Below are 21,378 nucleotides of genomic sequence, written 5' to 3'. Positions count from 1 at the left end.
TCCTATTTGAAATCGTCAACAGTAAGCATTTCTAAGTGAAAATTGTAAAAATATTAACTACTATTCTCTAGAAGAGTATATAGAGAAATCAAGCTGGAATAGTCTTTTAATCCTCTTGATTTCTCCATTATTACTCATTTACATCAGTCTAATTCAGGTCAATCCTTGCCCCTCTAATCTTTATCTCCCCAGTCGCATTCAGGCTTATATCACCATTAATGTTCGCGTACAACCCTTCGCTATTCAGCTCCATCACACTCCCATTTGGCTGCTGCAAATAAATCTTCTCTCCTGCTTCATCAATCCCCAAAAGCGCCCCTGATGAATGTTCAAGCTGAATCATCCCACATTCTGAATTGATTCTAACCTCTTTCCCTTCAATCTTAACTGGTTTGTTTAGCGATGCAATATCAATCCCTTGATCGTACAGTTTAATCTCTCGTAAGTCACCAGAGCTGCTTGCGTTATACTTGAAATGAAACTCATTGGTTGTTTTGTAAATATACCCTCTTGCACTATCTTCCCATGTTGTACCTGTAGTTCCTGTTTTAACACCATCGCCAGCACCCCATACGCTATATGGATACGATGCAATACCAGAATCTTGGAATGCAATCTTCAACTTATCTGTTTCATCCATCTCATAGCTATATGCAATGTAAGGAGTCACATCTGTAGTCAGATACTTCTTCTCAGAATCCTTCCAATACAACGCATTTCCCCTTGAATCAATTGCAGGAGTCTTCGACGTAATCCTACCAGTAATCCATCTCGCTTCATTGTTCATGATATCGATAAAGTCAATGTATCCTCCAACATTCCCATCCTTCGCCAATGTTTTCAGGTGGTTAACTGTAAGGTCTGCGATGTATCCATTGTCCGCTGTGATTGTATTCGTAATGATATGTTCAGAAGTAATCAGTCCAGCACCGATGATATCGAACTTGTTGAGATACAACTTTCTTTCGTCTCCATCAATAAGCATATCACCATCGCCAGAAATGATTCTGAGTCTAATTGCTCGAAGTTCCTCCGCATAAAAGTTTCCTTCTATGTCTGCATAGAACTTATCTACCCATACTGGCGCATTAGCTGAACCTGTATTTTTTTGAAGCGCAAATCCTCTGGTGGCGTTCATGATTGCTCTGTTCATCATGTTCCCTCTGGTGACTACAATGCCATTCTCAGCGTCGATAACAGTGTTGTTGTAGTTTCTACCTAACTGCATCGAACTCTTCTCTAGGAAGTCAGAAAGCTTCTCTCTAGCGCCCTCATATGCCTTGTAGAAGTCTTCCCACTTGGAATGGAATATCAGCCTTGTCGATCCAAGATCATTGACGATATGAGTTGTAGCATTCATATTCGCGAAGATTGGATTCATATATGAGGTTAGTGAATTGTACGAAGAATCCAACTCATTCCCTGCTGTCATCAACTGGTTTCTGGCATCATCTAATTCATAATAAGATGAATCTCTATCGTTATACACACTTGTTGCATATCTTTGTATTTGATCCTTTAACGTAATGTACTGTTTCGTAATACTCTTATACTGATTCGACAGTGTGATCTTCTCTGTAGAAACAATTACATCGTCGAGGACAATGGAATCTAGCACAGTAAAGTCAAAGTTAAGAGCATCAGCATCAAGCAACACATCGCCAAGCTTCGTTTCAATTCGCAAGCGTTTAGCTACCAAGTCTTCCGCAATGAGTGTTCCATCCTCATACGATGAGTTTCCGATAGATGCATACACTTTATTTGTCCATTGGTTATTCTCCCACTTCTGCAATGCCAGTCCATTCGTTGCATTAAGAACAGAACGATACTTTCCATCACTCCTTAGAGCAATGAAGCCATATTCTCCAATAACGACATTGTTATAGAAGGCTCCCATGTTCAGACCAGAATAGAATTGGGCATCTTCTATTTTGTTTCGAAGATTTATCTCTTCATCATAATAAGTCTTGAACTTTAAGATGAACTCGGCACGATCAGGGATTTCACTCGTTTGATCTGTTTTAGGAGAATTGATGTTAACATTTAATGGCTCTCTTCCTACAATGTCAATGTATTGTACCATGTAGTCAAGCAATGCGTTATAGGCATTTGACAGTGGCGTTGTAGAATACAGATCGATTGTGCTTGGAGTTTTAGATAAGAATTGAGCATCCATATCAAATACATCATCTCGTTGTGAGCGTTTGTATTCTTCTACCTGTTCAAGCATCCTGTGATAGCCTGATTCGATCTTATACAGTTCAGTAATGACCTGCATTTTTTCAAGCGTTGTCAGCTTATTGTCCATGACAATATTCTTGAAATCTCCAATGTTTAGATAGTTATTCTCAGCATCCAGAATAACATCACCCACATTATTGACGATCTTGATATTCTCAGCTATAAGACCTTTTGTGTAGAGAGTTCCATCACTTGGGTCTGCCCACAAAACCTTCTCCCATCCATCAGGATGATTTGTTGTATCTGTGGTCGCTTTGTCGATTACAAATCCAGAAATATCATCCATTTTGACTCTCGTAATATCATTAAATGACCAGAGTCCAAAAGTATCTGGTTCTTCATCAACTAAACCAAGCTTCATGACAAGCTTCCCATTGCGGTCAAAGATTTCACCTTTGGAGCCTTGGAATTTCAATACACCATCCTCGTCTTCAAGGGCAAGGTTTGTACCCATGAAAATCTTTCCGTAGAGTCTTTCAGCCACTATACAGTGCTTCTGATAATAATCAGCCAGAACACTTATACTAAGCATTCTTAAATCATGTGGTTCTTTGATTTGGTGTGTAAGATATCTACTTATTCCTTCTTTATTTATCCTGAACACAGAAAGCATCCCGCCGATACCTTCAAAAGCAATGCTATCAAACACTCTTTTATAGGTTTCTTTAACAGTTCGGCCCCCAAATATGTTCATACATGCAACTTCATGCGATTCCCTGGTCTTTATCCCTGCGGAGAGTACGTGAATGCCACCCTCAGGAATATTGCTATGAATCACAGGAATGAAGTTATTGTACGACGATAACTGATGAATAACAGTCTGATCCCCATCATGTTCACAAATTACGATTTCAATGACTTGTCCGGCATAATGCTGATAGATAATCTGTCTAAGCTGCTCAATGCCTCTCGTTTTTGATTGCTGAAATTTCTCCATCACACTATAGCAAAAGTGCAGTTCACCAGAAGCGAAAATAATCTTGTCGTCAACTTGATACAACTTTATTGCTTCGGTATCTTGCCTGAATAAGTCCCCATTAACTTCAATTGAAGTTGCGCTATCAGAACCAATAAACACATTATCTCTTGTCTGAATAATAGTGGCATTGCTCATTCCAATCACACTCCCTTACTTTTTTTTTATACAAAACAAAAGCCTACGAGCTTGAATTTGCTCATAGGCTTTGTTAATTATTGCTTATTCTTCATCGTCATCATCATCACGCATGGCTCGTGCAATTGATTCGCGTGCTTCCTTACTAAGAAGATGAAAAGGGACTATTCGATCATGATGCTCTCGCATATTCAACCAATACTCAATATCCTTAATAGCATCAAGAGCATAAGAATCATAGTATTGCTCTAAACAATCTGGATTTGAACATTGTGCGCCATACACCTTTACGCTCAATAACCGCTTATTGTTTGATTTTAACGGAATATCCAATAAAACATTTGGTACATCATCACTTCCACACAGCGAACAAGTGACCAAGTTAATTGCTTCTTCCTGATAATCTGACTTTAGTTTCCGAGCTTCATACTTTGCTTTTTCTTTTTCAAGTTCTTCTTTACCCAGATAGATTTTCCACAGATCCTCTAAACTTTTACCTTCGAGTGAATGTGAGGTATTATTATTGTCTTGGTTTTTCTTCATAATCCCGCTCCTTCATTCTAAATAAAACTCATCTTCCATTTAGAATCGTTTTAGAGTCTTCAATAAGTCCTGAACTTCCGAATAATGAACATTAATCATTTCTCCATCTTCAACTAAAGTGATCTGTATTTGGGAAAAGAATCGTGAATAATCTGATACTCTTCTCCGCGTTTTACCACTAGATATTAAGCGAATATACACTCTATAGTCGCTCATATTTTGATTAGGCTCGACAGCTAGAATAAACTCCTTGTAATCACGAGCCATTCCTTTTGCCATTGGTAGAACACCCTTAACTTTGACTTTCACTTCATGACCAATTAATGATTCGAGTGGGACGCTGCCATTCATATTTGAAGCTTGCATTTCAGACATTGAAATCCCTCCATATTGGTTTGTTTTAGTTTCATCTGACTTACTGATTCATGCAGTTATAATTACATTTCAACCCCCCTACTCAACGAATGCCAAATAAAGTGCAGCACCAATTTTTCGTAAAAAAAAGCAAAGTAGCTTAGTAGCTACTTTGCTCGTAAAAACCGTATGATTTTGTCTCGGGATTCCGATCTATATGGAAACTTATAGACACGACACTCATCTCTTTCATAAAGGTATTATTACGAGAGCATACCATACCAAATACAATTTGTAAATTTATGCCAAATAAAGTACTATTTAAAAAGGGAGATCATTCAGTTCGTCATCATCATTTTCTTCAATAGATGAATCTTCATATAGATATCTTCCTCCTGTCCTTTCGTATGCCGCTTGACTCATAACTTTCCGTACCTCTACTTCCCTTCTTGAATCAGTAAATTGAGTTCTATTCAGTGTCCTGTAACCATTCGCTGGAATACTCTTATCCTGAGACAAAAAAGGCACAAAAGTGCTGTGGGAATTTGTAATCATATTATGCGCTTCCAATGTTGTTATTGCTTCTGAAAGCTTAGTACTCTTTATACCAGTGTTTACAACTATTTGTTCAATGGGGCTATTGTATTCACCTCCGAAGTAGCTATTCATACTCTTGATGAAAGAATACAAATAGAATCCAACGACTCCTATATCGCTGTGCTTCATGCAGAAGATAAATGTATTAATGTCCACCTCAGTGGTGTTTTCGAAGCGATAGAAATAACCTGTTACTTCATTCTCTCTTTCTGATTGTTCATCTCCATAAATACCTCTTACAGGAAAATTAATCACTCTAGCCCTTGGTTTATCAAATACCCCAGTCAATCTATTTTGGGATGAATACATGTGCCAATCTACAAAATTATAATCTGTATTTCCATATTCATCAGTGTAATAATCATAGCTTATAGGATAATCACCTTCCTTTCGCAAGTAACCTAACTTCGAAAGGATACCTTGTTTCTTGGTGATATAACTTTTCCCTTCTTTTCCTCTACTGTCAGGTGAAGTGTTGCAGATCATGTACATGACCTTATCATCAATAAAATTCTCTCTAAAGTAGTCTTCATAATAAGTAAAACGAGCATATCTATACATGTACGAAGCTAAATAAAGATAAGAAAAGGCAAATGCTATGTGAGTCGCATTTGCCTTTCTTGATTTGAAATCTTCGCATTTGACCAAGTCGTTGAAAACCCCATTTGGCATGTATATTCTATGCTTACTTTCTCCATCTGCCCCTAAAATCATTCTAAGCTGTTTTTCGTCATAATAAGTACCACTGTTAATAGCCAAGCCAACCACCTCTATATATTCACTATTCTATAATCATTACCTACACTGGTATTCCTTCAAGGCTATCTCTAACTCATTGTTTTTTTCGAACATCCAGAAGGGCATAAGAGTTTTAGAGTGAAGAGCATAGCAAATAAAAGAAATACCCTTGTCCATTTTAAGAAACTTGAACAAAGGTACCGAGTAACAGTAAAAATATTCTGTTGTAAATGTCCTGTTCACAATGATCCATCCCCTTCGTTACCAACCGCACTAATAATGAACTCACGATATTGTTTTTCCTTTTCTTTGTGAAGGTTCACAATTTCGTTCTCGTACATTGATAACATAGGAACCAATACCCCGATTTTTGATGCAAGGTCTTTTAATTTTATCTTCTGCTGCTTTCTCAACAACTGGTATCCTTGCCTTACACTAAACTCAAATTGCATTCTGTAACTCCCCCTCAAAATTGTCTTCTTAACTAATTAAGTGATGGCAGCTTAAAAAGTTAAGTAATTTGGCAGGGGATGTTGAAAATCAATAACGTGCGATTTGCGGTGTATATATAATATATAGATATACATCTGAAATAGATTTATCTAGATATAATACATATTATATATATGCCGTAAATCGTACATTTTAGAAAATCGACTTTCTTAAATGTCTAAATGCATTGCACACAGTTGCAGCGATTCATAGCATTACAGATTTTAAAGACATTTAAAGGTTTGCAAGGTTTGAACAACGTTAAAGGTACTTTAAAGGTTCTCAGATTGCATGTCGCGCTACCTTTTAAAGTGTTTTTACCACATTGAAATTCTCTGAAAGCTTGCAAAGGTATGAAAGGTTTCAAACCTTTAAACGAGGTTGAAACTATTCTCAAACTCGTCTTTCCTCCAAAATCACAATTAGAGACGCAGCACAGTCACTGTACATAGAGATGTGATTATCGAATAAAATTAATAACTTCACGAAAGAGCATTATCGTAATCACGAAAGCGATTTGTTACAGATATTAGGGATCGTTCGTAAATCGAAGTCGGAAGTCCGTGAGTATGTGTTTAGGCGCTGTTGCAGTGAAACCATTGATTTTCATCTGCAAACCATCCCCCCTCCAATTATCAAGCTTTTTCCCATAATTGTGATTATGGGCAAAGTGGAAAAACTTCATTTCGTTATGGGCGTTTATCATCGATGACGAATGATACAGAGTAATCGGCACGGTTAAATAAACTAAATTCTTTAAAATGTTTGAAAGGTTTTATATGATTAAAGGCTTTTAAAGGTTTAAACAACTATCACACCTCAAATATTGATGTGAACATATCTATCGTATCGTGAAAATATAATTACTAATTATCGAGAGTAAGTATCCGAAGAAAATATCGTTATTCTGCAGTTCGATTCCTCCGTTATATAGTTATGGTGAACTAACCGAAAAACACACGTTATAAAAAAATGCCATGACATGTCATGGCTAATTGTTGTATGAAGGTTATTTTTATCTCGAAGAAATAAGTCTTTCTTCCAACCACAAAAAATCTCATCTCATAAACACATCATTGCTAATAAGATGAAATCAACTTCAATCTATCTTCATTCAAGCAATGCTTGCAGAAATCAACTTGTTACACTTCTATTCTTTAGCGTCTTAATAACACATATCGCTGGTCTCCTAGACGACCTGCATATTCCCATCCATCTTGACCTAAATAATTTAAAACCTCTAATAAGGTGTTTCCTATACAGTCTTCTAAATGTTCTTCATTAATAAACCATTTATGTGAAAACTCACATGTAAGAATTACGTGTTCAATTGTTGCCATCATATCACCTCGTTCCTAACTTTATGCAATGTGTCTGTCTACTCAATCAACAAATTTATTAATTTCTTAAATTCTTATTCTTTATTCGTAAATCCTTCAACGCAATTTTTTTTAATTTAGCAATACATTCGTCTGAAAATCCCACTTCGTCATCAAGCGCCCCTTGCCAATCATAAATGTCTCCATTCTCAACTTGTTTAATAAAAATCGAAATCGTATCAACTGCTTCTTGAGGAAAAATAAAAACACCTTTTGACTTATATTTTTTCACTTCACCTAATGCATCATATTTAATGGTATTATACTTTTTCGTAAATTCATTTGATGGATTTTGAGTGCTAGTATAATGATCAAACAACGTTTCTGCCGCATGTTTAAAAATAGCAATTTGTTCAATGATCATTGCATAATTTGATGATTTTTGTTCCCACCACTTCTGAGAATAAAATTGTTTGAGTGCAATTCTTATTGAATGAAATGGGATTATAAAAGCTATTATTAATGTTGGTAATGCAGCAACAATCATTTTAACTACATTCTCTTCAGAAAAGATATCCCTTATGTAATACATCTAAGCCTCCTCATTGAAAATGATATTTTAAATGCTAAGTTAGATATATGCTGACTATTTCAGTCGCACCATTACTAACTTTTTTATTTAATCCTATTAACTTTTATGTTGTAAATACAGCAAATAAATAAAAAACATAAGCACGAAAATTAGAATCAATAACATTTGGATCCACTGAATGATAATTTTTTTATGGATGGTGGGGCTGTAATTTTATGTTTTTCACGCAGTTCTTGTTCCATCCTTATCGACGATTTAGAATAATCAAAATAGTCACTAGATCTCGAATTACTGTCAGAGGATGTATTATCGTAATATCCAATTTCTCTCTTCCAGTGTTGTTTGGCTTTCCTGATGGCATGTCTTCTCATATTGTTTTTAAAACTCATTTATAAAAAAAACCTCCTGATAGATTTTTTTGTTCTATGAATGAATCAGCAATTCTATTGGTTTTCAGTTAATTAAACACACCCTAAAACTGACATTGGATTTCATGAATAGGTATATGTTACCATTCTCAGTGACATGGAGGAAGGACAAATATAATCGAGTAGAATTATTAAATGTAAGTTTAAAATAACGCTCTAACAAAAAAGGACTCCTAACGTGGAGTCCTCCCATACCCTCTTGTTCTGAGGATATTAATATGCTGTCCCAATCCACTCTTAGACGTTCAATTTCGGCTCTTATGGCTTCTCGACGCTCATTTAAGGTATCATTTCCCATATGCGCCATACTAGGCTTAGAATGCCTTTAGCGAGTTTTACAAGCCTTTGAGCTGTAATATCATCCTCCCCCATAACGCGATACATTATTTCTAGTTATCACGGCTTAAACCTCATTTCCCCTCAATATTCCGTAATCGTTTCTTCTGAGGAAGTATTCTATTAACAGGAGAAGCCATCGAATGTTGCTCTTTTACGTCACTATTCGTTAATCTTACATACCGTTTTGTCATAGTCATATCTACGTGTCCTAACATCATTTGGAGCGCAAAAGCATTTCCTTTGCCGCGCAGAAACATAATTGAGAATGCATGACGTAAAGCATAAGGATGAAATCGTGTTCCAAGCTTCTTACAATACATTTCGACTCTGTCCCCCCAAGTATGCCGGTTTAACGGCTTACCTTCATTTGTACAAAAGAGTGGAGCTTTGTTTTTCCATTCCTCTGGACGTACGGATAGCAACTCATTTATTGCCTTTGCCGTTTGGGGTAATATATGAAGTGTTCGTGATATTCTTGTCTTTGCCTTCTCTGCGGTTACTGTAAGTTCACAAGAACGATTATTATAGTCTGATTCCATCAAGCTAAAAGCTTCTTTCGGGCGTATACCGCTGTCTAGGAAAATCAACAGCAGTGCGTAATCGCGTAATCCAGCATACGTGCTTTGATTAGGTAATTGAAGAAGATCAGTAAGTACATTCTCATCAATTTGAACGATTCTACCCTCATCTTTTCGTTTTTTAAAGCTATCCAGTGGATTATCAGACAATACTCCTTGTTCTACACACCATTTGAAGAATGTTCGCAAATAAACCAAACGATTATTATAAGTTGCTGGTTTGATATTCTCTTGTCCCAAGTGTTCATATACCGCTTTCTCAAGGTGTTCATACGATTCTGCTGCATTGGGAAAACGTTTAAAGAGAAGATTAACATGAGTGGTGTAATCGAGAATAGTTTGTTCACTGAGGTTGTTTGCTTTCTTCCAATTGATAAATTGAGTTAATGCTTCTTCCATTGTTGCGGGTGCCGCTTTTTTAACTTTCGTTATACGCATAACAAAAATACCTCCTTCGACTGCATCTGATTTAGTCAGATACTGCAAAGGAGGTATTATCGGCTTTTCGTGAATCCTGTGTACTTAAATTAACCACACAGGACTATCAAATTTACTACAAGTATGTACATCATAAAAACCTAGTAAAATCAAGGTTTTGTAATGGTGCCGAGGACGGGAATCGAACCCGTACGGTGGTCACCCACCGCAGGATTTTAAGTCCTGTGCGTCTGCCAGTTCCGCCACCCCGGCATGAGTGACGTGTATGAGATGGTGGGCCCTGAGGGACTCGAACCCCCGACCAATCGGTTATGAGCCGACCGCTCTAACCAACTGAGCTAAGGGCCCTTAAGATAATAATCGAAAGGTTGGTTGCGGGGGCAGGATTTGAACCTGCGGCCTTCGGGTTATGAGCCCGACGAGCTACCGGGCTGCTCCACCCCGCGAAAGTACCATTTTCACAACAACGTCATTTGAATGGCGACAAGATATAATATACAACACATTCCAATATTAAGTCAAGATTTTTTTATCAAGGGACATACCGGACTCCGAAACGCCCTTTCCGCGACTGGAATACCTCGATTTCCCGGGGACTTTCATAGCCATAAACCCACCAGTCACTCTCCATTCGGCTTACCAGACATCCCGCCTGAAACTTCGTTTCATACAAACGGATCCAATATACCCATCGCATGAAGACAACCTCCATTACCATTTTTCCAATAGGTTGTCCATTTAAGGAAGAAATAAGTCTTCTTCAGCGGACAAAAAGAAACGGCAGTCGCCGTCCGGTTGAGGCTAACCCAAGTTTCCTCCCTTAGAAAAAATAACCGTTCTTACGCTTCAAAAAAATACTGCCGCACGATTGTGCGGCAGTGACGGAGTGTTAGCCTCCGGAGTTATATATGACTTTTCCTCCGCCGCCTCCAGCAGCAGGGTCAAGCATGGCATTCGGATCTGTTTTAAGCTTTTGCAGAAAAGAATCGCCTTTAGTCTGCCATTCCTTGAGCGCGGCATCCACTGACTTCTTGCCATCGACAACCTCCTGGAAGAGAGGTTGGCCCAATTGGTTCACTTGATAAAGGCCCTGTTTGTCCCGGTATAATTTATCCAGCTCAATGTCCTGCGGCGGTACTGGCTTGAGAGCGTAGAAAGCGCCGATATTATAGCTCATGCCATCCTTGGGCTTGAGGAACGATTTGCGGGCCACCATCTCGTAGGTGCTGCGTGATTTCAGCTTTGCCCATTCCTTGCTGTTATTGAATTGAATGAATTCCCAGGCATCCTCGCTGTTTTGCGCTTTCGCATTGATGGCCATCAGATTGCTCAGATAAATACTTCCACCCACGCCTGGCGCTTCGGGAAAGGTAGGAACGGTTACGACATCCCAATCGATCGGTTTGATATCTTTGTTTGTAGCCGAGTAGTCCTTGGCTTTTGCCAGCTCGTTCACATAATCATAGCCGCCGATTGTCATCGCGACGCGTCCACTCAGGAACAAATCGCCCTGGAACGGATTAAAGACCGGTTTGGAACTGCTGGATGCCATCCCATTATCAAAATTCATATCCGCCTGCGAAGGAACAATTTTCTTCTTATACAAATTGACGACGTCGGTCCACACTTTATTCCACTGCGGCGTATCAACGGTCATTTTCTCGCCTTTTTTGTCAAACATCATGAGCTGCAGCGGTGCCGCATAGTTCTGCGCATCAGAAAAGCCGTCGCCGCTCCAGCGGTTGAACGAAAAGCCGAAGGTGCGTGTTTTTCCTTCTCCCTTGGCAACTCTCTCCGCCAGTGCCAGTATATCCGGCCACTGCATATTATCAGTCGGCGGCGTGACGCCGGCATCGGTAAATATTTTCTTGTTGAAGTAAAGAGCAGACGCGCTGAATGTCGGCGTCAAGGCATAGATGTTGTTATCGCCAGCATCTTTGATTCCATTGATGACAGCAGGCACAAAATCCTCGATATCGAACTTGCTTTCCTGAATAAGCGGGTCCAGCTGTTTCAGCATATTATCCTGTACCAGACGCTTCAGATAAGCGGATTCCAGAACGACAACATCGACCGGATTGCTGCCAACGAGCATTTCCTTCAGCTTCTCGTACGGATCTGGTTGTTTGTTGTTCGCATCCGGCTGCTGAAAGCGTTGATCATCATAATTGATTGCCGCCGCGATTTCGATATCCACATTGGGATGTGTCAACTCATAAGAGTCCGTAAATTGCTGGCGCAGATAAGGCTCATTATCCGAATTGGAGTACATGAAACCAATTCGCAGAACATGCCGCTCGGCATCGCTGCCGCTGTCTCCCTTCGAGCAGGCTGCAAGCACGGTCGATACAAGAGCGAGCGACAATACAAGCGCAGAGGCTCTGCGGATGACTGATTTTCCTTTAGGTTTGACCTTGAGTTCCATTACGGTTATCCCTCCAATGATTTTGGCGGCGAAATAATTATGCGCTCGCCATCGAATTCCATCGACGCTTTATCGGTAATCTTTAAAGCCGTTAAATAATTTTTGGGTATTTGGAGCCGGCCAACCCGGTCGACCACCACATACTCCTCATGAACCTCGCCTACGCCCTGCTGCGACAGGCTGATGTTGCCATCTGCATCTATGTTGGGATTCCGTTTAATAAATTCCGTACTGGTCAGCCCGTCGCGAATCGCCACGACACGGTCCACCTTGCCTGCCAGCGAAAGATCATGGGTTACAATCACGATCGTAATCCCGATTTCACGATTTAATTTTCGAAAGATATCCATAATCATGTCCGAGGTCCGTGAATCGACCGAGCCGGTCGGCTCATCGGCCAGCAGCATCTTCGGATGATTGGACAATGAGATCGCTATGGCTACGCGCTGCTGCTCCCCGCCTGAAAGCTGATGGAGCTTATTGTGCATCCGCTCCTTCAGACCCACCCATTCCAGCAGCTGCTTGGCATAAGGGCGGTCCAGCTTGGATGACAGCATCATCGGCATCTCCACATTCTCCAGCGCCGTTAAATAAGGCAGCAGATTGCGCGCGTTGTTCTGCCAGATAAAGCCCACGGTGTCCCTTTTGTAAGAGACGAGCTGCTCATCGGTTATCTTGAGCAAATCCCAGGGACCGACTGTGACGGAACCGGCAGAGGGCCGGTCAAGCCCTCCCAGAATGTTAAGCAGGGTGGATTTCCCGCTGCCGCTGTTGCCGATGATCGCCATCATCTCGCCCTCGCGGACGTTCAGATTCAGTCCTTGAAGAGCAACAACTTCGAGATCTTCGGTTTTATAAATTTTGACAAGGCCTTCGCATGTAATCATGTTGGTATTAACGCTCCTCTCCCATCTTCACCGCCTGATGCACACGCAATCTGCGGATATGCACCAGCAGCAGCGCCGCTCCCAGAAGCATCATGGCACCTACGACAATATATAATTGTGTCGTATCCTTCGAATCGAAAACCACCCGGAACGGCGGAACCGAATTCGTGACATTTTCCGATGTCTGCAGAAAGGGCAGGAAGAGCAAACTCGCAATCTTTCCAATCAATATGCCGAGGCCGATCGACAAGCCGGCTGTAAAAATCTGCTCCAGCAGGAGCATGCCTGTCAACTGCCTGCGCGACAAGCCCATGGCTCGAAGAACGCCGAATTGTACGATCCTGCCTGATAGATTAAAGAACCAATAGAGTACATAACCGGTAAGCGATACGATGATCGAGACCAGAAAACCCAGACTCAGAATACCGAAGACGCCGCCCCTGGTCGGATGCTTGGCTTGAGCCGCCAGCTCGATGCGGACATCCTGGACGCCCGCAAGTTCAATTCCCTGACTCTCCAGCTTCTTCATGATCGGCCCCGTAAGCGCGCCAGGCTTCATCTTCAGCCATACATCATAAGGAATGATCGGAACCTGATCATAGATATAATCCAGATTGGCAATGACAAAAGGTGACTGATCCGGGTATTGGGCAGGCCAGTAAGGCACAATGCCGACAACGACAAAATCGATCATCCCTTCCTGCAAGCCGACCGAAACGACATCCCCAAGCTTCAGCTGATATTTCTCCGCGACACCGGAGGGAATAATTGCTGCCTGCTCATACATACCCAGATAGTTCAAATAATTGAAAGGATGCGTCTGGAACAAATCATCCCGGAACCAGGCAACCTTGGAGAAATCGACATTATCGATTCCCATCAATGTCCCTTGACCGATGGAACGTCCGGAGATAACTACATTACCTTTGGTCTGCAGCACGCGGGCCGCTGCTTCCACACCGTCAAGCTTGCGGAAAATTTCGAAAGGCGGCTCCGAGTAATTGATTCGCGTCGGAACCGTGGAACCACCGCCCTGGCCGCCGCCGCCGCCAGCTCCTCCACCGCCTCCTGCTCCGCCGCTGCCCTGGCCGCCACCTTGACCGCTGCCGCCGTTTTGGCCGCCACCGCCGCCATTTTGGCCTCCGGTATCGATCACTTCGGCCTTTCCTTCCCAGACTGTCTGCATAATGACGTCTGTTCCAAACTTGTAGAGCGTTCGCTCCGTAGAGTTCAGGTCAATGGTCCGGGCTGCCGAGGCATTGTATACGCCCAGACCAAGCGTCAAAATAAGCAGAATCATAAGCGGATAATAACCTTTCGACGAACGGGAGAGCTGAGTCAGTGTCAAGTAAAGCGGCACCGGCAGCAGCTTCCGGCCAAGCCAATTAAAGAGCTTCAGCAGCCACGGGAACACGCGCAGGAAGAAAAGCCCCATCGCGAAGATCGCCAGCGCCGGAACAAAGAACAGGAACGGCTGGACATTCAATTGGTCCGTAGTCATCCCGCTTTGGAACGAAATCATCTGCCGTTCATTGAACAAATACCAGCCGTATCCGGCCGCTCCCAGCAGCAGTACATCCAGGTACCAGCGCTGCCATACCGGCCTTCGATCCGATCGGGCAAGCTGCTGCTTGTAATTGACGATCGAAGATCTGGCATAGATAACAGCCGGAATAACCGTTGCCAGCATCGCAAGGACGACAGCCGCAAGCCCGGCGATGATCGCTTCCGTAGAGAAGCCGACCGGAATCGATTGACGGTTGACAAACTCCAGGAATCCATTGGCTGAACCGATGCTCTTGGCCATAAACCATCCAATGGAAGGACCGATGATCAGAGCAATAATGCCCAGCACAATGCTCTCGAGCAGATAGATCCAAATAATCTGCCTTGTGCCCGCTCCCCGGCTGCGAAGCACCGCGATGTCGCTTCGCTGCTTGTCGAGCGATTGCCTTGCATTCATCGCAATAAAGTAGAATACCATCGCCAGCATCGGCGCCGCCAATGTAAAGAGCAGCAGCTGAAGCTGGAGACTTTGTGTCCGGAATTCACTCAGCAGACTGGCGAAGGAAATTTCAACCTTCGTATCCTTGAGCCGCTGGTACAATTCAATATTGAGGCGATCCAGCGTTTTCTCCAGAGGTGACAATTGACTCGTCTGGATTTCTCCCAAATCAAAGGCATAATACCAATTCGCCGTATGAAGAGGGATTTTACGGTCCTGGAGGAGACCCTTCTCGAAGGCGGTCCCGCCAATTTGCAGCGTGCTCATCATGCCTTCAAGCCCCTGATACCAATAGGGGTCCGTCTCGCTCAGCGGTTTATAGGCGCCGACGATCTTTACCCGCAGCGTCAAATTCAATCCGCTGTATATCGGATACTCGAACACATCACCGATATGTATATCACTTCTGTACATGGCTTCTTCCATGATCACCGCTTCAACCACGTCATCGTCGCCTACAGCATCGGCGAACCAGCGCCCTTGGGTCAGCTCGCTTTTGTCCTCAAGCCCCGACATGGAGGTTAAAGACATTTGCCTGGAACGGCTGGCATCCACCTTGGTAGGATCTTCAGGCGTAATGTCCGCACTGCGGATTGCCAAATTCTGAACATAAGTATTGTAAGGAAACCCGATATCGGGAGGAACATCTTCTTTGACATAACGCGATACTTCCGTCAGTGCATTCACATCCGTGCTGCCGCCGCCTGTCGCCTGATAGCGCATAAGCAGCGATCCCGCGGGCAATCCGCTGCTTTCTTCCTTCAGCGATTGCGCGACAACCCGTTTAAGGGCGCCGTCCGCATACATCGGAATGCTAGTCGCGAATGCTACGGCAATAATCAGACCGGCAAGCGAGCTTAGCGTCATCCATCGCGTGTTCCACATTTTGCGGAACAAAAAGCGAAATAACGGCATCCCCATCGTCTATCGACCTACGACTTTCTGTCCAGGCGTTAAACCTTTTATAATTTCAATTTCTGTGGCTGTCTGTTCGCCAACCTCGACATCCACCTCGCGTTTGCCCTGATCGTCAACAACCTGGACATACGTGCGCGAACCGATGGTGCGAAGAGCCGAAGGAGGAATAACAATGACATTTTCCTTGCGCGATGTGGTGATGCTGATGGACAGAAGCGTTCCACGCACGGCCTTCGCCGGCATTTTCTCGAGCTCTACAATAAGAAAATCCTCAGGACGCTCAGGCTTTTCCGGGGCATTGCCGTTGCCGCCACCACCACCGTTGCCCACATTCTCATCCTCCTGTTCAACAACAGGCAGCTGCTTCACCGTGCCCTTGACCTCGCCGGCTCCGTTAATGTCCACAGTTACCGGCATGCCGACGCTGATTCCCGTCAGTTCTTCCGGTGTCATCTTGGCTCCGGCCGTTAATTGAGCCGTGTCCGCAATCACGCAGATCGGATCATAAGCCGTAATGGAATCGCCTTTCATCACCGACAAGGAAACGACGGTTCCCGTAAACGGTGCCTTGATCGTCGCCTTATCGATCTCAGCCTGGGCTTCCACCAGCTGCTGGCGCTTGGCCTCAAAATCGACGACAGCCATTTCAAAATCGACAGGGTCCATTTCATCCTTCTTGCGCAGCGTATCTTTCATTTGCACTTCGTCTTTCTTAAACTGCAGTTTGTCGGAACGCAAAGTCTTCACCAAATCATCGACGTCCAAGGAGGCGATAACCTGACCGGCTGTAACCTTTTGCCCTGCTTTTACGTTCAAATCCTTAAGGCGCTTGCCTTCAAGCGTAAAATACATCGTCTCTTCCCGCAGCGAGATAATCTTGCCGGTTCCCGTTGTTTTCGATTCAAGCGTCGTCGTCGTCACCTCATATTCCGGCTTCTTCGAAATTTGCGGCGGCGTGATCTCAGGCAGCACTTCCTCCGGGTCCTCATTGGGGAGCAGCGAGCAGCCGCTTGTGAACACGAGTGCAGCCCCCAGAATAACTGCGGCTGTCCGCTTAAATGAACCTTCCGTCAACCATTTCGTAAACATGATCGGCAACCTCCAAAATCGTAGGATCGTGCGTTGTCATACAAATTGTAACTTGCTCCGTGCGGATAATCGTTTGAAAAACCGACATGATTTGGGCTGACATCTGCGAATCCAGATCCGCCGTCGGCTCATCCGCCAGCAGCAGCAGCGGGCGGTGCGCGATCGCCTTGGCAATGGCCACACGCTGCTGCTCGCCCCCCGAGAGCTCAAAGGGTCGGTGATTCATCCGCTTGGTCAGGCCCACCAGCTCCAGACAATGATGCACCCGCGATTTCCATTCGCCCTTGGGCGTCCCGGCCATCCGCAGCGACAGCTCCACATTCTCATAGGCCGATAACAGAGGCATAAGCGCGAAGGCCTGAAAAATAAAGCCCATCTGCTTGCGCCTTGTAGACGTCCTTTGATCATCATTCATCTTGTGAAAAGGCAGCTCATGAAAAAAAATCTGTCCCTTCGTCGGTTGATCTAGTCCCCCGATCATGTTGAGCAGTGTCGTCTTGCCGGATCCGGATCGCCCGCGAAGCATGACGAGCTGCCCGGGCTTTAGCTCCATGTTAATGCCCTTTAGAACATGAAGCGGCTGTCCGCCGACCTGGAACGTCCGCTCCACTGATTCGACAGACAAGAGCGGCTTGCCGCTCTCCGCCAATTGCTTCAGTTCAGCCCTGACCTCTTGTTTAACCAACTCTGTCGGTTCAAGTGCCGGCTCTGCCGAAGGCTCGATAATGGCAACTGATTCGGTTTGTTTGCGTCTCCACAATGCCATGCTGGTATCCGTGACCCCCTTCCTCATTAGAATTCTTTAATCCCAATATACCGTATAGACGGAGCTCAAGGACAAAAAGTTACGAATAAAGTGGCACGATTAGATAAATTTTTAATAAAGTGGCAGCATTACCACATAAATTTCCTGAATTATGGATTTATCGCTTAATTACGCGGATACCCTGACTTTATAGCAGACATCAAGAATAAACGGTTATCCCGTCCTTTTGGAAGCGCAGTTAGTTTCTTCCATTAGAAATCCATGCAAAGTATGGGAACGTTTTATACGTTGCTTAGATTTGAACAAAGGCCGCCGTCATGTTGACGGCGGCCCGAACACGGTTCGATCCGGATGAAGGGAATGGCATTCCCGTTGAAGGATCAGCCCCGCATGGCGATGGCATTGCCTGATGTATAACGACGCAGACCGATTTGAAAAAACACCACCGCTGCAGCAAACAGCAGAACAGTAATAGCTATGGCGCTGAAAGCAAACAAAGGGTTAAAATGCTTCAGCATGCCTATGGGCAAATAACTGATGAAACCTGCGGGAACCAATGAGAACAACAGCATCTTGGCCAATCCCCGAAAAATATCTGAAGGATAGGTGGTGAGCGCAAGAAACCCGTTGAATACCTGCTGTGAAATCCCCTCGGAATTCCCCATGAAGAACGAGCAGCAGCCGGCAATAATCATGACCGCCATGAATAAAACACCGCTGATAAGCATAGCGATTGTGAACAGCAGCGCCCCGATAATTGTATGGTGGCCCACCAGCAGATACACCGCGATGCCAAAGGCAAAATCCCCTATCGCAGTAAGCGACATCCGGCTTGCAATGACATGGAGAAGCACGGGCTTCGGCTGCGACAGGTAGACATCCAGTTGACCTGCGGCGACAATCGACGCAATCCGGTGAAAGTTGCCAAACAGCATACTGGCCCATCCAAAGCCTCCTGCACCGACAGCCCACAGCATCATCACATCGTTAAGATCCCAGCCATTGACGGCCGGAAACCGGTTAAAGAACAGACTCCAAAAGAACAGCCACATAAAGTTATTCACAAACATCATGCCGGCCATGAGGAAAAAACTGATCCGGTATTCCATCGCCGATGCGAAATTCACTTTCCAGCAGGTCAGCAGAAAACGTACGTTTGACAGAAATGATCCGCCTGCTCTGCGGCTAACTGCCCTATCCCCCATTGACATGAAGCTTCGCCACCCCTCTCCGGTAGATGAATATCACAACAAGCGCCATGATCGATATCCAGGCTGCTTGAATGGCAAACTGCTGCAGCATGGGCGCATGCTCATAATTGACGGCCGTCCGGGCAGGAAAGTACAAGACGGCCTGGAAGGGCAGCCATGCACAAACCCGCTGCAGCCACTCCGGCATCAAATCGATGGGCAGCAGCATGCCGCCTACCGTAAACTGCAGCTTTTGCAGGACAAACTCCATTCCCCGGGTTTCCTCCACCCAGAAAGCCGTTAAAGCTACCGCAGCATTAAGCAGGAAGGCAAGGGTAAGCGAACCTAAGCTAAGAGACAGAAAACCGAGCCATCCAAGACCGAACGACGGCGCGCCGACGAAAGTCCAGGCAATCATGCTGCCCACCACCAGATGAACGGCAAAGCGAAAGACGGATTCCGCTATATAGGAAATATAATGATAGCCCACATAAGACAGCGGCCGAATAAGCCGGATCGCAATATCGCCGTTCTTCACCTCTTCCTCGATGCGCAGGCAGAGGGAAGGAACCGCCATGGTCAACGCCTCGGTGAATACCAGATACCAGACGATCTGCTTGAGTGTAAAGCCGGAGATAACCCGCTCGCTATCTCCTTCATAAGCTGCCGACCACAGCTGGGTAAAAACATAGAGAATGACCAGCAGAAAAATCGCGCGCATCGCAAAATCAGTTTTGTACGCCAGCTGCTGGCGCACGGTTATCCGGGAAACCGCTCCCGCCTTCAAGCTTTTGGCCTGCCACTTCAGCAATCGTCCGCTCATTAGCTCTCTTCCCCTCCCGTCCCGGCCGCACTCATCCCGTAAATATGCTTAATAATCTCTTCCATGGGCGGATCTTCTATCGTCACATCCTCAAGCCTGACCTGCGTAAGCAGAGCGCCAAGCACGGTTTCAATATCGGTTTGCCGCAGATCCACAGCCAGCTTCATCCGCCTTCCTTCTGCAGAAACCAGGCTTGCTCCTGCTACCGCCGGCTGAACAGATCCCGTATGGGATGCGGACAACGTTAATACGATCGTCTTGCTGTTCATGACGTCGCGCTTCAATTTCTCCACAGGCGCGTCCAGCAGAATGCCGCCATGATGGATGACTACCGCCCGGGCGCAAAGCTCCTCAACGTCTCCGGCATCATGGGAGGTCAAGAACACCGTCGTGCCTTCCTCGCGGTTGCACTGCCTGATCAGCTCGCGAATGCGCTGCTTCACCACGACATCCAGCCCGATGGTCGGCTCATCCAGAAACAGCAGCTCCGGTCGGTGAAGGAAGGTGACTGCGATTTCGCAGCGCATTCTTTCGCCAAGCGACAGCTTGCGGACCGGCGTATACAGATACGGCCCCAGTTCAAAGCGTTCAATCAAATCTGCGCGTCTTGCGAGATAATCGCTTCTGTTCAACTCATATACCCGGCTGATCAGATCAAACGTATCAATCGGCGGCAGATGGTACCACAGCTGAGATTTCTGGCCGAAAACAGCGCCTATCCGGTACGAAAGCCGGGAGCGGTCGCGCCACGGCGTGAAGCCAAGTACTTCCGCGCTTCCCGAGGTGGGATGAAGGATGCCGGTCAGCATTTTGATGGTCGTCGATTTGCCGGCCCCGTTCGGACCGAGAAAAGCGACCGTTTCCCCGGCATGAACAATGAGGTCGATGCCGCCCACCGCCTGTTTTTCCTCCCACTCCGGTCTGAACAAGGCCCGGATACTTCCGCTCAGACCTGCCGATTTTCGTTTCACCCGGAACGTCTTGCACAATCCATTGGTTCGCAAAGCGATCATATTGGCCGTCCGCCCCCTTTTTATAAAATAGCAAAAAAGACCTTCCGCAAACGCCGCCCACTATAAGTGAGGCGGAACTTGCCGAAGGTCTTTTATCCCTACGGTGTGGCATGACTATCGTCCTTTGCCTGGTTTCGCTCGGTTCGCCCGGTGGCGGAGCCCTAGAAACCCTTCCGTTTAATGTAACATATTACTATCCCATAAACGGTTTGGCAAGCATTTTATTACGATCCATAAGTCAGGCGGTAAATAATAAATCCTCCATCATCGTAACCAGCCTGTACTTCATTTGCTGGAGCTTATGGGCAGCCCGTTCCTTCCAGGCGTCGTTGTCCATTCTTTTCAGCTTTCTCTCGATCATGCTGTAGGCTTCATCCATTTCGATGATTTCGTCAACCTTTGTTAATTCCCGATCGTAGATGCGTACACGGTAAAGCAGGTCGCCTGTAGTTTCGAATAAATGTTCAAAATAGGTGTTGTTCATATCGT

At 44.7% G+C, this 21,378-nt stretch carries 18 protein-coding genes and 3 tRNA genes; all 21 read right to left on the bottom strand.

Annotated features, from left to right (window positions below; all coding sequences use genetic code 11):
• Positions 1-148 precede the first annotated feature (148 nt).
• The 21 genes from AC0YOB_RS12650 to AC0YOB_RS12550 all read right to left on the bottom strand — a co-directional run bounded on the left by AC0YOB_RS12650 (position 149) and on the right by AC0YOB_RS12550 (position 21,373).
• On the bottom strand, positions 149-3,355 hold the full coding sequence (locus AC0YOB_RS12650; protein ID WP_475793126.1) for a hypothetical protein: 3,207 nt from the start codon (positions 3,353-3,355) through the stop codon (positions 149-151).
• An 84-nt stretch (positions 3,356-3,439) separates the two neighbouring features.
• Positions 3,440-3,898, bottom strand: coding sequence for a hypothetical protein (locus tag AC0YOB_RS12645; protein WP_475793125.1), 459 nt, complete (start codon positions 3,896-3,898; stop codon positions 3,440-3,442).
• Between the two features lie 39 nt (positions 3,899-3,937).
• Positions 3,938-4,273: a hypothetical protein gene (locus AC0YOB_RS12640; protein WP_475793124.1), complete on the bottom strand. Its 336-nt coding sequence runs from the start codon at positions 4,271-4,273 to the stop codon at positions 3,938-3,940.
• 300 nt (positions 4,274-4,573) lie between these two features.
• Positions 4,574-5,608, bottom strand: coding sequence for a hypothetical protein (locus AC0YOB_RS12635; protein WP_475793123.1), 1,035 nt, complete (start codon positions 5,606-5,608; stop codon positions 4,574-4,576).
• A 218-nt stretch (positions 5,609-5,826) separates the two neighbouring features.
• The gene (locus AC0YOB_RS12630) at positions 5,827-6,039 is read right to left on the bottom strand and encodes a helix-turn-helix domain-containing protein (protein WP_475793122.1); all 213 of its coding nucleotides are present in this window, start codon (positions 6,037-6,039) and stop codon (positions 5,827-5,829) included.
• A 1,197-nt stretch (positions 6,040-7,236) separates the two neighbouring features.
• Positions 7,237-7,422 (bottom strand): hypothetical protein, encoded by a 186-nt coding sequence (locus AC0YOB_RS12625; protein WP_475793121.1) that lies wholly within the window; start codon positions 7,420-7,422, stop codon positions 7,237-7,239.
• Positions 7,423-7,477: 55 nt separating this feature from the next.
• Positions 7,478-7,990 (bottom strand): hypothetical protein, encoded by a 513-nt coding sequence (locus tag AC0YOB_RS12620; RefSeq protein ID WP_475793120.1) that lies wholly within the window; start codon positions 7,988-7,990, stop codon positions 7,478-7,480.
• 838 nt (positions 7,991-8,828) lie between these two features.
• Positions 8,829-9,773: a tyrosine-type recombinase/integrase gene (locus AC0YOB_RS12615; protein ID WP_475793119.1), complete on the bottom strand. Its 945-nt coding sequence runs from the start codon at positions 9,771-9,773 to the stop codon at positions 8,829-8,831.
• A 163-nt stretch (positions 9,774-9,936) separates the two neighbouring features.
• Positions 9,937-10,025, bottom strand: a tRNA-Leu gene (locus AC0YOB_RS12610).
• Between the two features lie 19 nt (positions 10,026-10,044).
• Positions 10,045-10,121 (bottom strand) — tRNA-Ile (locus AC0YOB_RS12605).
• Between the two features lie 21 nt (positions 10,122-10,142).
• Positions 10,143-10,219, bottom strand: a tRNA-Met gene (locus AC0YOB_RS12600).
• Between the two features lie 86 nt (positions 10,220-10,305).
• Entirely contained in the window at positions 10,306-10,470 is a 165-nt protein-coding gene (locus tag AC0YOB_RS12595) for a hypothetical protein (RefSeq protein ID WP_210046537.1), read from the bottom strand.
• Positions 10,471-10,662: 192 nt separating this feature from the next.
• Positions 10,663-12,198: an ABC transporter substrate-binding protein gene (locus tag AC0YOB_RS12590; RefSeq protein WP_475793118.1), complete on the bottom strand. Its 1,536-nt coding sequence runs from the start codon at positions 12,196-12,198 to the stop codon at positions 10,663-10,665.
• A 5-nt stretch (positions 12,199-12,203) separates the two neighbouring features.
• Positions 12,204-13,085 (bottom strand): ABC transporter ATP-binding protein, encoded by an 882-nt coding sequence (locus tag AC0YOB_RS12585; RefSeq protein WP_475793117.1) that lies wholly within the window; start codon positions 13,083-13,085, stop codon positions 12,204-12,206.
• A 7-nt stretch (positions 13,086-13,092) separates the two neighbouring features.
• The gene (locus AC0YOB_RS12580; RefSeq protein ID WP_475793116.1) at positions 13,093-16,011 is read right to left on the bottom strand and encodes an ABC transporter permease; all 2,919 of its coding nucleotides are present in this window, start codon (positions 16,009-16,011) and stop codon (positions 13,093-13,095) included.
• 3 nt (positions 16,012-16,014) lie between these two features.
• Positions 16,015-17,097, bottom strand: coding sequence for an efflux RND transporter periplasmic adaptor subunit (locus AC0YOB_RS12575; RefSeq protein WP_475793115.1), 1,083 nt, complete (start codon positions 17,095-17,097; stop codon positions 16,015-16,017).
• Positions 17,063-17,863, bottom strand: a complete 801-nt coding sequence (locus AC0YOB_RS12570) for an ABC transporter ATP-binding protein (RefSeq protein ID WP_475793114.1) — start codon at positions 17,861-17,863, stop codon at positions 17,063-17,065. Before AC0YOB_RS12570 ends, AC0YOB_RS12575 begins: the two co-directional genes overlap by 35 nt.
• A gap of 380 nt (positions 17,864-18,243) precedes the next feature.
• Positions 18,244-19,074: an ABC transporter permease gene (locus tag AC0YOB_RS12565; RefSeq protein WP_475793113.1), complete on the bottom strand. Its 831-nt coding sequence runs from the start codon at positions 19,072-19,074 to the stop codon at positions 18,244-18,246.
• Positions 19,058-19,876, bottom strand: a complete 819-nt coding sequence (locus AC0YOB_RS12560) for an ABC transporter permease (RefSeq protein WP_475793112.1) — start codon at positions 19,874-19,876, stop codon at positions 19,058-19,060. The genes AC0YOB_RS12565 and AC0YOB_RS12560 overlap by 17 nt, the downstream gene beginning before the upstream one ends.
• Positions 19,876-20,889 carry an ABC transporter ATP-binding protein gene (locus AC0YOB_RS12555; RefSeq protein ID WP_475793111.1) on the bottom strand — a complete coding sequence of 338 codons (1,014 nt, stop codon included), beginning with the start codon at positions 20,887-20,889 and terminating at the stop codon, positions 19,876-19,878. The genes AC0YOB_RS12560 and AC0YOB_RS12555 overlap by 1 nt, the downstream gene beginning before the upstream one ends.
• Positions 20,890-21,127: 238 nt before the next feature.
• Positions 21,128-21,373, bottom strand: coding sequence for a hypothetical protein (locus tag AC0YOB_RS12550; protein WP_475793110.1), 246 nt, complete (start codon positions 21,371-21,373; stop codon positions 21,128-21,130).
• Positions 21,374-21,378 lie beyond the last annotated feature (5 nt).

The sequence above is a fragment of the Paenibacillus sp. JT31N17 genome (assembly GCF_056269255.1).
Note: the sequence above shows the minus strand (reverse complement) of the source record. Positions and strands in the feature narration are given on the sequence as shown.

What these genes read in the sequence shown, in the direction of transcription:
- AC0YOB_RS12645 (WP_475793125.1), bottom strand. Translation starts at nt 3,898, where the DNA reads ATGAAGAAAAACCAAGACAATAATAATACCTCACATTCACTCGAAGGT.
- AC0YOB_RS12575 (WP_475793115.1), bottom strand. Translation starts at nt 17,097, where the DNA reads ATGTTTACGAAATGGTTGACGGAAGGTTCATTTAAGCGGACAGCCGCA.
- AC0YOB_RS12555 (WP_475793111.1), bottom strand. Translation starts at nt 20,889, where the DNA reads ATGATCGCTTTGCGAACCAATGGATTGTGCAAGACGTTCCGGGTGAAA.
- AC0YOB_RS12565 (WP_475793113.1), bottom strand. Translation starts at nt 19,074, where the DNA reads ATGTCAATGGGGGATAGGGCAGTTAGCCGCAGAGCAGGCGGATCATTT.
- AC0YOB_RS12550 (WP_475793110.1), bottom strand. Translation starts at nt 21,373, where the DNA reads ATGAACAACACCTATTTTGAACATTTATTCGAAACTACAGGCGACCTG.
- AC0YOB_RS12615 (WP_475793119.1), bottom strand. Translation starts at nt 9,773, where the DNA reads ATGCGTATAACGAAAGTTAAAAAAGCGGCACCCGCAACAATGGAAGAA.
- AC0YOB_RS12650 (WP_475793126.1), bottom strand. Translation starts at nt 3,355, where the DNA reads ATGAGCAATGCCACTATTATTCAGACAAGAGATAATGTGTTTATTGGT.
- AC0YOB_RS12630 (WP_475793122.1), bottom strand. Translation starts at nt 6,039, where the DNA reads ATGCAATTTGAGTTTAGTGTAAGGCAAGGATACCAGTTGTTGAGAAAG.
- AC0YOB_RS12570 (WP_475793114.1), bottom strand. Translation starts at nt 17,863, where the DNA reads ATGGCATTGTGGAGACGCAAACAAACCGAATCAGTTGCCATTATCGAG.
- AC0YOB_RS12580 (WP_475793116.1), bottom strand. Translation starts at nt 16,011, where the DNA reads ATGGGGATGCCGTTATTTCGCTTTTTGTTCCGCAAAATGTGGAACACG.
- AC0YOB_RS12585 (WP_475793117.1), bottom strand. Translation starts at nt 13,085, where the DNA reads ATGATTACATGCGAAGGCCTTGTCAAAATTTATAAAACCGAAGATCTC.
- AC0YOB_RS12620 (WP_475793120.1), bottom strand. Translation starts at nt 7,990, where the DNA reads ATGTATTACATAAGGGATATCTTTTCTGAAGAGAATGTAGTTAAAATG.
- AC0YOB_RS12590 (WP_475793118.1), bottom strand. Translation starts at nt 12,198, where the DNA reads ATGGAACTCAAGGTCAAACCTAAAGGAAAATCAGTCATCCGCAGAGCC.
- AC0YOB_RS12625 (WP_475793121.1), bottom strand. Translation starts at nt 7,422, where the DNA reads ATGATGGCAACAATTGAACACGTAATTCTTACATGTGAGTTTTCACAT.
- AC0YOB_RS12595 (WP_210046537.1), bottom strand. Translation starts at nt 10,470, where the DNA reads ATGCGATGGGTATATTGGATCCGTTTGTATGAAACGAAGTTTCAGGCG.
- AC0YOB_RS12640 (WP_475793124.1), bottom strand. Translation starts at nt 4,273, where the DNA reads ATGTCTGAAATGCAAGCTTCAAATATGAATGGCAGCGTCCCACTCGAA.
- AC0YOB_RS12560 (WP_475793112.1), bottom strand. Translation starts at nt 19,876, where the DNA reads ATGAGCGGACGATTGCTGAAGTGGCAGGCCAAAAGCTTGAAGGCGGGA.